Origin of the sequence: Bacteroides salyersiae WAL 10018 = DSM 18765 = JCM 12988, assembly GCF_000381365.1 — a bacterium.
In the GTDB taxonomy this organism is placed as follows: domain Bacteria; phylum Bacteroidota; class Bacteroidia; order Bacteroidales; family Bacteroidaceae; genus Bacteroides; species Bacteroides salyersiae.
Map to the genome: position 1 here is coordinate 1,493,162 of NZ_KB905466.1, position 15,940 is coordinate 1,509,101.

Below are 15,940 nucleotides of genomic sequence, written 5' to 3' on the forward strand. Positions count from 1 at the left end.
CAAGTTATTGATTACTCATTTTATTACTTTTTTGTAAAAGTAACACTGCCTTGCATCCAATATTCAAACCATGCATACGGAACACCTAATTCATAAGCAAGGAATCCAAATCCATTATCTTCATTCAATGTAATTATCCCATTATCATAAGTTGCCATTACATTATCAGTTTCGCTATAATATTGTTTCCCATCTTCGACTGTTGTCCATACGAAATGAGCAATATATCCAGCTTGTGCTTCTCCTACATCTTGATTCTTATAGAATGTGATAACCGTCTCCCCATCTTCTTCACCAACAGAAGCTAAAACAACTTCCGGATATCCAAAGTCAACTTCTATTTCGTTCAATGCTCCAGCATCGTGTGCTGCTATTGTAACATCATATCCATTAGGAGAAGCCTGTCCTTGAGATATCAGAATTCCTTCCATTGCATACGTTCCAAACAAATATGATAACGGATGTTCATCGTCTGCAATGGATATTTTTACAGAGTTCTGAACGGATTCTTTCAATTCAGGAGTACTACTTGCAATCGTAAGTGTAAATGTCTTTTTTCCTGTGAATACATTATTATCAATAGGACGAATTACAATATTCTGAGTTCCATAGCCTTCTTCAAAAGTGATTTCTTTATTGTCTATTGTGAAATCTTCACCTTCAATGGCTGGATTCGTATCTCCCTCTGTTGAAACGGCCAATGTAACAGTAACTTTACCGCTTCCGGGGATACCGGCCAATACTAATGGAATCTCTAAAGGTTCAGTAGCATTTTCATTTACAGAGGCAGTTGTTTTTGAAAAACTGGCGTTGCTATCTTCTGCATTGAATGACTGCGGAATGTTATCATCACATGAAGCAATAACAAATAAAGTTCCGACAGCCAGAATTAAATATTTCAATTTTCTCATTTGTTTCTGTTTTTAGAATTAATATTTGTTCTGAATCATATTTTCATTTGCATCTATTTCTGACTGAGGAATAGGCAATACATAATAAGGGCTGTCAGCTGACACTTCCTGTGCATCAGAACTTGCACCTGTGCCATCAGCAAGGAACCCTTTATCGTCACGGATCACATCTTCGTGACGACGCTTCAGATCAAAGAACCGATGTCCTTCAAATGCAAGCTCCAAACGTCTTTGTAACTGAATTTCCTTTTCCAATGCAGATCCGGCTTCAGTACCTTCTTCATAATCAGAATAACGTTTTGCACGTAATAGATTCAAATCACTCAGCGCCTCCGGATAATTCTTTAAGTTGTAATTGGCTTCAGCGCGTGTCATATACATTTCAGATGTACGGATAAGAGGAATGTCAACCAAACCTACAGTAGCTCCACCATTATTCCATTTCCATACAACGTTGCACAAACCACTCTTACAGGTCACTTGCTTTATAACTGCATTACGACAGTCTGTACCTGAATACAATGATTTTAATCCATAAGAAACAGAGTAGTTAGCATTATAATTGCTTACACTTCCCTGTCCCCAGTCATTACCTGGCAAATAACCGTCATCAGACTTCAACGCAATACGTAATATAACCTCTGGAACATCCATGCTCGTAGTGTATATTTTACTAAAGTCATCGATACCGGCAATATCAGAACCGTCACCAGCTATCGCTTCAGTAGCATTATCCACAGCCAATTGGTCTTTTCCCATCGTCAGATATACGCGTGCCAAAATTGCTGCAATAGCCTTTTTATTTAAACGATAATTGATTGTCGTATTATAATCATCGCTCATCATCCCTTTGGCTCTTTCCAAGTCTTCCGTCAACCAGGTATATACCTCTTTTACCGTGTTACGAGCCGGAAGCGTTGTTTCCGTATCTTTTTTATAAGTTACCCCCAAGTCAGAATCGGAAGCTTGGAGATAGTTTTTACCATAAAGGCGTACCAGGTCAAAATGGATCATTCCGCGCAAAGCGAGACATTCAGCCAACAAGTTCTTACCTAATTTTTCATCTGAAGCAATGATTGAAGGATCACTTTCCATGCGTGTAATAACCTCGTTTGCTCCCAATATGGCATTGTATGCAGCACTCCACATTCCACTTACACCATAAGTGTCGGCATAAAATTTAAATCCGGCAAACTCGTTATAGATAAGACGTCCGTCACGGTTCAGAATCAGATTGTCTGACATCACATCAGGTACCATCAACATAAAATTGGCTGTGTAGGATGAAGAACGCATCGATTCATATACACTATTTGTGGTATTATTAAAATCTTCTAAAGATTCTAATGCGTTATCGCTGTTCAGTGAGTCATGGGGAGTTGTGTCCAAAAAATCAGCACATCCCGTAAATGAAAGACTCAAAAAAGCGATTACCGGTATTATTGTTTTTCTTGATAGTTTCATACTTTATTTTTTTAATGAAAAAACTTTATTAAAAACCTATTTCGATACCAAACATAATGGTACGTGAAGCAGGGAAGCTAAAATCGAGTACAGCCGCTGCTGGACCTGCTGTAGCTGCCAATCCTGTTGTAGGCGAGTCCCCAACTTCCGGGTCAAGACCACGGAAATTCGTAATTGTGAACAGGTTCAATCCTTGGGCAAAAATTCTCAGATTTTCAACTTTTAAAGGTTTCAGTAAACTTTTGGGGAATGTATAGGCCAAAGTCAGATTTCTCAGACGCATATAAGAACCGTCTTCAAGATATCTGGTAGACATATAGGTGCTGTTATTTAAATCCTGTCTCGGTACATTGGTTATATCTCCCGGTTGCTTCCATTGGTCATACAATAAACTCTTATCTAAATTCTGTCCGATTTGTGCACCATCGCTTTCCGTAAAGAAACGGTTGTGATTATAGATGTAGTTGCCACCTGAGAAATAAAAATCAGCATTCAATTCGATACCTTTGTATGCCACTCTCGCCCCAAACGAACCAAAATATTTCGGGTCCGGAGTCTTATCATCCAAAATTACCGCATCGTTCGAATCATATACATTTGTAATTTTACCGTCTTTGGTATAGTACAAAGCATCTCCATTTGCAGGATTTACACCAGCCCAACGTACCATTTTGTACACATTGATAGGATATCCCTCTTTGATTAAGTTATTCCAGCCAACTGTTATGTCATTCCCTTTGTATAATTTCTCAATTTTGTTTTTATTTTGGGATATCATTCCATTCAGACTGAATGTCCAATCATTGGTCTTTATGATATCACCGCTAATAGCCAATTCATACCCTTTATTCATCAATTCTCCAACATTATCAATACGGCTTGAAAAACCGGAAGTCATTGAAAGCCGTGTTGCTAAAAGCAGATCGGTTGTTTTACGTTTATAAAGGTCGAATGTGATATTCAAACGTGAATCAAAAAATGCGGCATCCAGACCTACAGATGATTGCATACTCTTTTCCCATGAAAGTTCCGGATTTGGTAAACGTTTCGGGTAAGCAGTCGAAGCACCGTTGTAGCTACCGTAACCATATACACCTTGTGCGGCATAATCACCGATGTTATTATTACCGGAAGTACCTACACTGCCACGAAGTTTCAAACGGCTCAACCATTCTACATCTTCAAGAAAGCTTTCTCTTTCCATATTCCATCCTAAACCGATAGCCCAGAATGTACCGAACTGATTGTCTGCACCAAAGCGGGAAGAACCGTCACGACGTATTGCAGCATCGACAATATATTTATCATCATATGTATAGCCTGCTGTAGCCAAGTAAGAAAGCATTCTCCAATCTGTAGTAATACCTTCAACGTCTTTATCGGTTGCACCAATATCTATGGCATCCAATTTTCCGGTAGGATATCCGCTGACAGCAGCAGCAATATCACGATAATTGCTGGATTGTGCCTCCATGCCGACAATAGCCTTCACTTGATGCACATCATTGAACGTTTTATCATAGCTCAACATATTCGTCCATACCCAAGTAGCTCTATGTGCATATGAATCACGACGATACCCATAAGGAGAACCTAATATTTGAGACAATTGAGATTCCGGATGATTGAACTGATACTGCAGATTTTGGGTATAATCAATACCTGCAACAGTAGTATATTTAATCTCGTCCCAAATTCTCCACTCGAGACTGAAAGCGCCAAGCATTTTCAACTTATTGATATAGGATGGGTTATTATCGATATTCTCGAATATATTCAAAGGTACACCACCGACAATTATGTCAGTATTGTAAGTGCCATCTTCATTATAAGGTGCATCATATGGGTTTGCACTATAAATATAATTAAAAGGATTCAATGCATTACGGTCAGTTCTCAATAATCCTTCCTTAGATACACCAGCCGATGAAGAGAAATTAATCTTCAAGCGATCTTTAATTTTGTGTTCGATATTAGCACGAACGGTACCACGAGTCAGATACGAACCCGGCACAATTGCATCCTGATCAAAATATTGACCGGAAATATAAAAACGGGTAGCATCCGTACCACCGGATACGTTCAGTTCGTATGATTGAGTAAAGCCGGTACGGAAAACTTCATCCGCCCAATTGGTATTTGGTGCAGCTGCAATTTCTTCATCTGTCATTGAAGCTCCTTGACCGCTACCCAACTGGCGCTCATAAAGTAGTTTCTCCTGTGCATTCATCATTGTAAAATCACCGTCAGTCAATGTTCTGGTCGAAATTCCAAATAAAGCCTTCGCATTTACAGTTGTCTTTCCACTTTGTCCCTTTTTAGTAGTAATAAGGATTACGCCATTAGCACCTCTGGAACCGTATATAGCAGTAGCAGAAGCATCTTTCAATATAGACATATATTCTATATCGTTGGAGTTAAGAGCCGCAAAATCAGTAGAAGAAACCGGTACACCATCAATTACATATAGCGGGTCATTACCTGCAGAAATAGAACTGGTACCGCGAATCTTAATATTTGCTCCGGCACCTGGTCTACCGGTAGAAGCCGTAACTTGTACACCGGCTGCTTTTCCTTGCAATGCCTGATCGACACTATTTACCGGAACTTTTGTTAATTGATCCGCTTTTACAATATCTACAGATCCCGTCAATGAACTCTTTTTTGCAGAACCATATGCTACAACTACAACTTCATCAACCATCTGTGAATCAGATTTTAATATTACCTTTACAGTTGGTTTGATCGTTACCTCCTGTGTCTGCATTCCGATGTAAGAAATCTGCAAAGTCTTTGCAGAACTTGGTACGCTCGACAAAGTAAAATTACCATCTACATCAGTTATAGTACCTAAATTGGTACCTTTTACTAATACAGAGGCCCCAACAACTGGTTGCCCATCTTCTTCAGAAATCACAACACCTGTAACCTTCTGAGTCTGGGCAGTTACTAGACCTATACTTACAAAAAGGCAGGTCAATAACAGCATTAATTTTCTTTTCATAAATTCTCTCTTAAAGTTTAACTTTACATTAATTGTTTCTTTACTCTAACAAAATGCAAATATATTAATAAATATGAAACGAGCAATTATTTTTGCGAAAAAAGCTTGTGTTAATAACAAATTGTTATCAAAATGAGCTTGTTTATGCTCAACAGCATATAATCATAGCTTAAAAAACCTAAACAGAGTATCAAATAATAACATGTTGTATTGACGAAAAGTACGATTTTATCGTTCATTTTCTGTTTTTCACTGCAAATTTTGGCAAAAAGCTCTCCATTTTGACTAATGGAAAAGCTTTATAAACAAAAATTCCGCATTTTTTTTAAAAGAAATTCATTAGTTATAATATATGTTTTTACGCTTTTAGCAGATATTAAAACTTATTCAGTTCTTATATAGGCCATATATACGTCTTATTTGTTTATAGTATTAATTCAAAATTAACCTAATGGAAAAAATTATCTACAATTTAGTATTCAACAGAAAAAAAAGCCTGAATAAAAAAGGCATGGCTTTAGTTCAAATAGAAGCCTATTTGAATAGAAAGAAAAAGTACTTTTCGACTAAGGTCTATTTGAAACCGGAACAGTGGGATGCAAAAAGAAGAAGAGTAAGGAATCATCCGAATGCAGATGCAATAAATCGGATGATTTATGAGTATATGGCTGAGATAGAAAAGAAAGAATTGGGGTTATGGCAGCAAAGGAAAACGGTTACATTGGATGCTTTAAAAGAGGCATTGGTAAGCGTGCAAGAGGAGGAGGAGTCTTTTCTGGCTTTTTTCCGTAAGGAAATCATCAATTCCAGATTGAAGGAGAGTACAAAGCAAAATCATCTTTCAACGCTTGAATTACTGAGGGAGTATAAGAAAAATGTTTCATTTACCGAACTGACTTTTGAGTTCATATCTTCTTTTGATCAATACTTGCAAGCCAAAGGATATCATGTGAATACCATAGCCAAACACATGAAACACCTGAAACGTCATATAAATACAGCAATAAACAAGGAGTATATGGAAATACAAAAATACGCTTTTAGGAAATATAAAATTAAAAGTGTAGAAAATAACCATACTCACCTTTCGCCGGATGAACTTAATAAAATAGAGAAACTTGATTTGGGAGATAGATATACCAGGCTGGAAAAGACTAAAGATGCTTTTTTGTTTTGCTGTTATGCGGGGCTACGTTATTCAGATTTTGTGAATCTGTCTTCCGAAAATATCGTCATAATTCAAAAAGACACTTGGTTGATATATAAAACAATAAAAACCAGAATAGAAGTGAGACTCCCTCTCTATCTATTATTTAAAGGAAAAGGTCTTGAAATATTGAATAAATATCAGAATAATCTTTCGGATTTTTTTAATCTCAGAGATAATTCGAATGTGAATAAAGAACTGATTATTATATCAAGGCTTGCAGGAATACATAAAAAAATATCTTTTCATACCGCAAGACATACTAATGCCACCTTATTAATATACAATGGAGTGAACATTACTACTGTACAAAAACTATTGGGACATAAGAGCGTAAAAACAACACAAGTATATACGAATGTTATGGATATGACTATTGTCAGAGATCTGGAAAAAGCTAAAAGTACCAAACGTTCTCCGGTGTAAAATCAGGAAATATCCTTTCCGGGTATCGTGCCCACCGTCCGTATGCCCGGTAATCACCATCCGTATGCTCGGTGCTTACGCCCCGTATGCCCGATACTTGGGGGGGGTATTTGTACAGAGACTGGAAAGCAGCAGGGCCCCTTCACCCTGTATCGCCGATGAACAAAGCAGTGAAGCAAAAAAGGTAAAGCCGGTGAAAGGGGAAAAAATAGACAGAAAAGATATCCTGAAGAATAAAAACATTCATCAGAAAAAAGATGCTACATCTTTTTTTGAAACCTGCACATCTTTCCGTTGCAACCTGTTACATCTTTTTTTGAGAGATACTACGTCTTTTTTTGAAAGGTGCTATGTCTTTTTGAAAAAGATGTTACGTCTTTTCAAGCAGACAGGAGGTACTGATGTATATGGGTTTGGGTTGACGCTGTCACAACTTATTTTTTGCGATTACTAAGATTATTATATATACTATTGATTTTTTCATTTATTTAATTTATACATAATTCTGTTTATAAAAGGTTGTTATTTCAACATCATCAGATGACCTTTCAATCGACAGATAGTTTGACCGGGAAAATATCAGATACATTCGCTATATTCTTACAGGATTTTGAAATATTGATTCAGCGCAATGGTTTCATAAATTACTATAACTAATTATATTAAATACTATAATAATTATTGACTTTACGATGTGTTAATAACTAAATAGTATCAAAGTGGTATTTCTGTATAATATATATATACATTATTAATTATTGATTATAAGATGATTAAATCTCTATTTAGGCGAAAATAAGGTATACATATTGTACAATAATATTCATATATTTTATATATAATACACTGATTTATAATAAAATAATATATGGATTAATAAATACAGCAAAGTACTGATGTTTTTCTATAAACAACTAATTATAAGCAATTTAAAATAAGATTAGTTCTGCAAAGACTTTGCAAATTTCGTTTATTGGTATGCAGACCCAAGAAGTTGCAATAAAGCCGTCCCTGAAAATATTCCTTAAATCCGATTCTCAGATGATTGATGAGGTGATGGTAGTAGCTTATGGTACTGCCAAGAAATCGTCGTTTACCGGTTCTGCATCGACGGTAAAGGCCGATAAACTGGCCGAGCGTTCTGTTTCCAATGTAACGAATGCATTAGCCGGCCAGGTATCCGGAGTACAAACCATTGCCAACAATGGACAACCGGGTAGCGCTGCTACTGTCCGCATTCGCGGTATCGGCTCCATGAGTGCGAGCAACTCTCCTCTATATGTAGTGGACGGTATTCCTTTTGATGGAAGTATTTCTTCTATCAATCCGCAGGATATTGAAAGTATGACCGTATTGAAAGATGCGGCTGCAAATGCCATTTATGGTGCCCGTGGTGCCAACGGAGTTATCTTGATAACTACTAAAAAGGGAGATTCTAAAGAAGCTGTTATCACTGTAGATGCCAAATGGGGTTCTAATCGTCGTGCAGTGCCTACCTATGATGTAATGACAGATCCGGGTATGTATTATGAAACAATGTATCGTGCATTGTATAACTCAAAAGCATACAATGGTTCCAGTATGACAGAAGCTTATGCTTTTGCCGACGCGGCTTTGCTGGATGATAAAAATGGTGGTGTCGGTTATTTGGTATATACAGTTCCTGAAGGAGAAAAACTGATAGGTACAAACTTCAAACTCAATCCTAATGCTACATTGGGATATTCTGACGGCAAATATTATTATAGACCGGATGATTGGTATGATGAAGCATTTGGTAATTCCAATCTTCGTCAGGAGTATAATGTATCTGTTGCAGGTGCTTCCGATAAAATAAACTACTACATGTCAGCGGGTTATCTGGATGACTCCGGTATTGTTCCCGGTTCGGGTTTTACACGCTTCACCGGACGTGCAAAAGCTGATTATCAAGCAAAAAAATGGTTGAAAGTCGGTGCTAATATAGGATATACCTATTATAATATACAATCCCCGAGCGGACAAACTACATGGGGCTCAAGCGGCAACTTGTTCCAGCTTACCAATATGATTGCTCCGATTTATCCTGTATATGTACGTAATCCAGACGGAAACATTCAAGTGGACGAACGCGGATTGACTGTTTATGATTTTGGTTCTTCTACGAACTTTGTCCGCCCCAGTATGTCGGGTAACCCCCTGGGAACAATGGACTTGGATAAGCAAAATGCTTATACAGATGTAATCAACAGTAAATGGTATGCCATTTTAACTCCGATAGAAGGGTTGTCTATTACAGCCAATATCGGTGCTAATGTACGTAACCAGCGCAGCAATGAGTTATCAAATCCATTTTATGGTTCGAGCGTAAGTAGCGGTGGAGCAGTTTATGTGGCTCATTATCGGGAATTTGCAATCAATCAGCAGTATCTTGCAACTTACAAAAAGACTTTTGCAAATTTACATAATTTTGATGTTTTGGCAGGATACGAATCATATAATTTGAAAATACAGGAATTACAAGGTAGCAATACTAAAATTTATAATCCGACTATCGGTGAATTAAGCAATGCAATTGCATCTCCTCCTAAGGTGGCTTCTTTTACGAATGAATATACTACAATGGGATTCTTGGGCCGTATTCAATATGACTATGATGGTAAATACTTCCTTAGTGCATCTTATCGTCGCGATGCTTCTTCCCGTTTCCATCCGGACAACCGTTGGGGTAACTTCGGAAGTGTAGGTCTTGCATGGCTCATCAGCCAAGAGAACTTCATGTATAATGCAAAATGGGTAGACATGTTAAAGTTTAAGGCAAGTTATGGTATACAGGGTAATGATAATCTTGGAAACTACTATGCGTACGCCGACCAATATTCAGTAACAGACAGTAACGGTGATTTTGCAGTATCGTTCACTTACAAAGGTAATAAAGATATTACATGGGAAACATCGTATGCATTCAATACCGGTGTCGATTTCGAGTTATTCGGTAGCCGCTTAAATGGTACAATTGAATATTTTAATCGTAAAACGGTGGATTTGCTCTATAACCAACCTGTGCCTATTTCCATGGGATACGCTACTATTCCGATGAATGTAGGTTCAATTGTGAACCAAGGTGTAGAGATCGATTTGAACGGAGTACTTTACAAAAATAACAATATAGAATGGCTTGCTAATGTCAATGCAACTCATTATAAAAATAAGATTACCGATCTTGCAGAATCAGCTAAAAATAACGGCGGTATAAAATACAGCAATGCTATTTACCGTATCGGTGGTTCTTTATATAACTCATACTTGCCGGTATATGCAGGCGTTGACCACGATAACGGTAAAGCATTATATTATGTTGATCCTGACAATGGTGATTATAACACTACTGATGATTATTCAAAAGCAAAACAGTCTGACTTAGGCAGTACTTTGGCAAAAGTATACGGTGGTTTCGGTACACAGTTGAATGCTTACGGTGTCGATCTTTCCGTACAGTTCTCTTATCAACTTGGCGGTAAGTTGTATGATGGTACTTATGAAGCTTTGATGCATCGTGGTGACGGTGCAGGAACCAATTTCCATAAAGATGTTTTGGAAGCATGGACTCCGGAAAATCCGAATTCAAACGTTCCACGTCTCTGTGCTTCGGATGACACTAACCAGAAACAGTCATCCCGATTCCTGGTCAGCTCGGATTATTTGAGCTTGAATAGTGTCATGTTAGGATATACATTCCCGAAACGTTTGACAAATACACTCGGTATCTCAAGTTTACGTCTGTATGTTTCCGGCGAAAACCTGGCCGTTATATCCGGTAAAAAAGGATTGGATCCACGTCAATACTGGGGATTAGGTAGTTCTACTACTTCCGGTAGTTTCCGATATTCGGCACTGAGAACAATTTCCGGTGGTATTACTTTGAAATTCTAATGTTAATAACTAAACGATGAAATTATGAAAATGGCAAATAAATATTTAGTCCTGGTCTTAGGAGGTTCGTTGATCGCATCTTGTGCCGATCTTGATACGATTCCTGAAGGCGGAACATTTACAAATGAACAAAAGCAACAAGTAGTTGAGATGATGCCCGAACGATTACAGGCCGATGTAACCGGTATGTTTTCTCAAATATCGGCATCCTATAAGGTCATATTCACCAGTGCCCGTGATGATGATTTCGGTTATCCGGCAGTGTGCCTTTCCCAGGATTTGAATGGTCCGGATATGGTTTCAACCAACTCTGATTATAACTGGTTCTCTACCTGTAGCGAATTTTCTGATCGTAGCGATACATATGCCAATCCGTATTTACGTTGGGCTTTGTTTTACAACCAGATCAAGCAGGCAAATGACATCTTGAAGTCTATTCCTGCTGATACGGATAATACGACATTGCTTCGTTATAAAGCGCAGGCAAAAGCGGTTCGTGCATTCGATTATTTATGTATAGTTCCTTATTTCCAGTTTAAATACAAAGGGAATGAAGACAAGCCTACCGTTCCTCTTGTAACGCATGATATGGAAGGAGATCCGTCAAGCAATCCACGTGCAACAGCAGAAGCTGCTTATAAATTAATCATGGATGATTTGAATGAGGCGATTGACATATTCAAAGACTTAAACTACACCCGTTCTTCTAAAAACGAAGTGGACTTGAATGTGGCTTATGGACTTCGCGCCCGCGCCAATCTGTATATGGAAAATTGGGCCGAAGCAGCATCCGATGCTCAGGAAGCAATGAAGGGATATGCTCCCTATACTCGTGAAGATGTTTCCAAACCGACATTTATAGATCATAAGGCTGCAAACTGGATATGGGGAGCGATCATAGCAGAAAGCAACATTCAACGTCAGCTTACTACCTGGCCGGCTGCTTATAGCTCTTTCGCCGGTAGAGGATATGCAACCGGACAAGGCTGTTATAAGATGATCAATAACTTGTTATTCCGGAAAATCCCACATACAGACGTGCGTAAAGGCTGGTGGGTAGACGAAAATTTACATTCGGACAATCTGGCTGATTTGACTTGGGGAGATGCAATTGGCGATGAAATCGCATCATTATCTATCCCGGATGTAAAAGTTCCGTTTGCGCCTTATACCAATGTAAAATTTGCACAATACGGTGGAGTAGGTAATGATAAAAATGCAGGTGACTGGTGTATGATGCGCTATGAAGAGATGTTGCTGATTGCCGCCGAAGGTACGGCTATGGCAGGGGATCTACCGGGAGGTAAGGCTATTTTGGAGAACTTCATAAAAGCTTATCGTGATGAAAATTACGTATGTACTTCTGCAGATGCAACTTCTTTCCAGAATGAAGTTTGGTTCCAACGCCGTGTAGAACTTTGGGGTGAGGGATTCTCGATGGCAGACATCATGCGTCTCGGCAAAAATATCGTACGTGTAAGCAGTGCGGTAACAACCAATTTTCCTGGTAATTTCGCATTTAATATTGCATCCAATGATGGTTGGTTATTGATGCGTATACCTCAAGATGAGACTAATAGTAATGCCGGTATTCCTTTATCAGCAAATAATAATGGCGGTCGTCAACCTCAACCGGGAGACGGTGCCGGCTTGAAAGATGGTGTAACGGACTAATAATAATCGTTTTAAATAAATATGAAGAATATGAATAAATATATTAAATTTGCAGTATTAGGAGTATTGTCATGGGCTCTTGGTGCTTGCTCTGATGATCTTGAGAGAGACCCCTCTCCAACGGTAAGTCCTGATTGTGTCGGTGTTTATTTCTCTGAATCCAATACCTATAATTATGAACTCGATCCGGCTATCACTTCATTAACTCTAACTGTAGGCCGTGATAAAACGGACGGGGCAGTGACTGTACCTGTAAAAGTGATAAACAATTCTAATAATGTTTTCGTAATTCCGGAGTCGGTATCTTTTGCAGCCGGTGAAGCTGAGACAACTATGGTAGTTACGTTCCCGAATGCAGAAATGGGAGTTGAATATAGTTTTGAGTTGACTTTTGATTCCGATTATGTCAACCCGTATAAAGGAGCAAGTCTGGCCAAAACCAGTATACAACGTATCAAATGGGAAAGTATCGGTATGGGTGTTTATGTAGATGGTACTGTTTCCACTTTCTTCGGAGTTAGTCCGATGGCAGTAGGGATCGAGATTGAAAAAGCTGATTTGGGAAGTTCTATGAAATATCGTTTTAATAACGCTTATGCTCCAGCAGAATATTATATTAGTAGAGATCCTGTAATATATGACGGATATCCCTATAATGAAACATTCCTGGGAGAGCGCCAGTTTGTATTGACATCTACTATTGATGGGGTGACGATGCAGGTCGCAAAAACCGGTCTAAACCTGGGGTATGGTGAAATGATAATTGGTACTGTTTATGGAAACTTGTCAAATGACATTAAAACATATCCATTGGGGACGATTGCAAACGATGTGATAACGTTCCCTGCCAACTCTCTCTTTATTCAGGATAATGATGGCGCAGCTCCCGCCAGCAAAAATCCAACGAAATTATATTTAAGCATTGATGTTTATAAAGCGAGTCTTACAGATGAATAATAGCTGACTTTGACAAATTGAAATCCCCTTGCTCTTCTCAAAAGTAAGGGGATTTTTATTCTGGAGATTAATAGTTGCCGAGTATCGAACCTTTATTATATAAAAATATATATTTATGAGACGTAATCTGTTTTGGCTTTTTCTTTTTTCATCATCATTGTTATGGGCAGATAATGTAACCGTGTCGAGAGCGGAGCAATTAGCCCGCACATTTTTCGAAAATCAGGAAACAACCCGTTCCGTTGAAACGAAATATGAATACGTATGGAATGGTGAAAGCGCGCAAACGCGTACTGATGCCATACCGGCCTTTCATGTTTTCAATCGTATTCCTCAAGGCGGGTTTGTTATTATTGCCGGTGATGATGTGGCAGTTCCTGTATTGGCATACAGCAATACTGGAAAATTTGAGGTTGAAAACATGCCATCTAATTTACAAAACTGGATGACATGCTATCGGGAAGAGATTAATTGGAGCAGAGCACAAAATAGGGTTCCGTCTGCATCAATAACAGCACTGTGGAACAGTTTGGAAAATGGATACTTATCAGACAATGCAGAAAATGAAGTGCTGTTGGAAACTGCTCTATGGAACCAAGGCACTCCTTATAACAAAATGTGTCCGCCGATAGATGGGATTATAGCTCCAACGGGTTGTGTAGCAACTGCATTGGCTATCGTCATGAAATATAACCGTTGGCCGGATAAAGGAAATGGCGCTACATTTTCATATACGACACGGACTTATGAAAGAACCGTTTCTGCAAATTATACGGTAACTTACGATTGGGACAATATGCCGGATATTTATGAAGAAGGTGTTTATACTCCGACGCAAGCCAATCAGGTGGCAAGGTTGATGTATCACTGTGGTGTGCTTTCCCAGATGGATTATACACCTAAAGAAAGTGGAGCTTTCACTTTGATAGCCGCCCGGGGAATGGTAGATTATATGAAGTATGATAAAAGTATGACTGTACTGGAAAAGGAATGGTACACAAGTGACGAGTGGGATGCTTTGTTAAAAGCGGAATTAAATACCGGCCGTCTTGTGATTTATGGTGGAAGTAATAGCCAGCGTGAGGGGCATCAATTTGTTTTTGATGGTTACAAAGCCGATAGGTATCATGTAAATTGGGGATGGGGCGGCACAGCTAACGGGTATTATTTATTATCAACGCTGGAGCCTGACCAACAAGGTATAGGAGGTAATTCCGGCGGAGGATTTTCTATCGGACAAAATGCAATAGTAGGTATAAAGAAAGCTGAAACCGGTTCAAGCTATCGTGATATGCTGGCCTTTTTTAAAGGGAGTTCAGGTGGAGTTACTTATAGCGGATTATCTACGACAGAAACAAAATTCTTACCTAATACTCAGTTTGATGTAATGGCTGCGTTTATAGCGAATTATGGTCTTCGCAATTTTGCCGGTACCATAGCCTTAGCATTGGTTGGCGAGAATGGGGATGTAAAAGAGTTTATATCCAGAGAATATGCCGTTTCTAAATTGGAGGCAATGGATGGTAACAGCGGAAGTATGCCCGGTAGCGGATATTCGCTCACCTGTACCATTACCAAAACTCCGGAAAGTGGTGATCGGATTTGGTTAATGTATCGTGCAAATGATGTTGAAACATGGAGTCAAGTGAAAGGAGGTCGGGATGTAACTACAGAAATTGTAGTAAAAGCAGGAGGAACAGGTCTAAAAAAAACGGAGCAAAATAATATATCGAATGTTATCGTCACAAATGATAATAACCGGATTTTTATAAAATCTCCTGTAACAATGACAATGTTGATGATCTATGATATAAAAGGACAATTACAAAAGGCAATCGAATGCCCGGAAAACGTAGAGTTCAATTTTTCATGCGAAGATTACGATTCCGGCATATATATACTAAAGGTAATTACTACCGAAGGGGTAAGTTCCGCTAAATTTATTAAGAATTGATTGCTGATTTAAGGAGGATATAAACGAATAACGTTTATAATATCTTACATCAAAGAAAGGGTAATTATCGTATTTCGACAGTTACTCTTTTTATTGTTCTGCTCATTTATAAAGTAAATTAATTAGTAACGGACATATTATTAGTGACTTAAAAGTATATCTTCAATACGACACAAATAAGATAAGTAATTTATAATCTACTATAATACAGGTGGTTATATTAAAAACAAAGTACTGTAATAGTAGAAATGACTAAAACAAAGTTTTACTACAAAATAGTTAACATTTTTATTTTCAGCAAGTTATATTCTTTTCAATATTCTTTTATTAGTTCTTCTTGCTTTTGTATCTATATGTATATCAGTACAATAACATACTGATAGTTCTGCAAAGACTTTGCAGATTTCTTACATCGGAATGCAGACACAGGA

At 38.2% G+C, this 15,940-nt stretch carries 9 protein-coding genes; 6 read left to right on the forward strand and 3 right to left on the reverse strand.

Annotation, left to right across the window (positions count from 1 at the left end):
* Nucleotides 1–23 precede the first annotated feature (23 nt).
* From HMPREF1532_RS05640 to HMPREF1532_RS05650, 3 genes are read right to left on the reverse strand one after another with little or no spacing between them, the layout of a single operon-like run.
* Nucleotides 24–911 (reverse strand): Calx-beta domain-containing protein, encoded by an 888-nt coding sequence (locus HMPREF1532_RS05640; RefSeq protein ID WP_005926079.1) that lies wholly within the window; start codon nt 909–911, stop codon nt 24–26.
* A gap of 18 nt (nt 912–929) precedes the next feature.
* The gene (locus HMPREF1532_RS05645) at nt 930–2,375 is read right to left on the reverse strand and encodes a RagB/SusD family nutrient uptake outer membrane protein (protein WP_005926083.1); all 1,446 of its coding nucleotides are present in this window, start codon (nt 2,373–2,375) and stop codon (nt 930–932) included.
* A 28-nt stretch (nt 2,376–2,403) separates the two neighbouring features.
* On the reverse strand, nt 2,404–5,379 hold the full coding sequence (locus HMPREF1532_RS05650; protein ID WP_005926086.1) for a SusC/RagA family TonB-linked outer membrane protein: 2,976 nt from the start codon (nt 5,377–5,379) through the stop codon (nt 2,404–2,406).
* A gap of 451 nt (nt 5,380–5,830) precedes the next feature.
* Here HMPREF1532_RS05650 and HMPREF1532_RS05655 point away from each other — a divergent pair, with 451 nt between their 5' ends.
* The 6 genes from HMPREF1532_RS05655 to HMPREF1532_RS05680 all read left to right on the forward strand — a co-directional run bounded on the left by HMPREF1532_RS05655 (nt 5,831) and on the right by HMPREF1532_RS05680 (nt 15,509).
* Complete coding sequence (locus HMPREF1532_RS05655; RefSeq protein ID WP_005926091.1) at nt 5,831–7,012, forward strand: site-specific integrase; 1,182 nt, start codon at nt 5,831–5,833, stop codon at nt 7,010–7,012.
* 64 nt (nt 7,013–7,076) lie between these two features.
* Nucleotides 7,077–7,466, forward strand: coding sequence for a hypothetical protein (locus HMPREF1532_RS05660; RefSeq protein WP_005926094.1), 390 nt, complete (start codon nt 7,077–7,079; stop codon nt 7,464–7,466).
* Nucleotides 7,467–7,951: 485 nt separating this feature from the next.
* Nucleotides 7,952–10,924, forward strand: coding sequence for a SusC/RagA family TonB-linked outer membrane protein (locus HMPREF1532_RS05665; RefSeq protein WP_259029937.1), 2,973 nt, complete (start codon nt 7,952–7,954; stop codon nt 10,922–10,924).
* 24 nt (nt 10,925–10,948) lie between these two features.
* Nucleotides 10,949–12,598, forward strand: coding sequence for a RagB/SusD family nutrient uptake outer membrane protein (locus tag HMPREF1532_RS05670; RefSeq protein ID WP_005926100.1), 1,650 nt, complete (start codon nt 10,949–10,951; stop codon nt 12,596–12,598).
* 30 nt (nt 12,599–12,628) lie between these two features.
* Nucleotides 12,629–13,555, forward strand: a complete 927-nt coding sequence (locus HMPREF1532_RS05675) for a hypothetical protein (protein ID WP_005926103.1) — start codon at nt 12,629–12,631, stop codon at nt 13,553–13,555.
* Nucleotides 13,556–13,670: 115 nt separating this feature from the next.
* Entirely contained in the window at nt 13,671–15,509 is a 1,839-nt protein-coding gene (locus HMPREF1532_RS05680; RefSeq protein ID WP_005926106.1) for a thiol protease/hemagglutinin PrtT, read from the forward strand.
* Nucleotides 15,510–15,940: the final 431 nt, after the last annotated feature.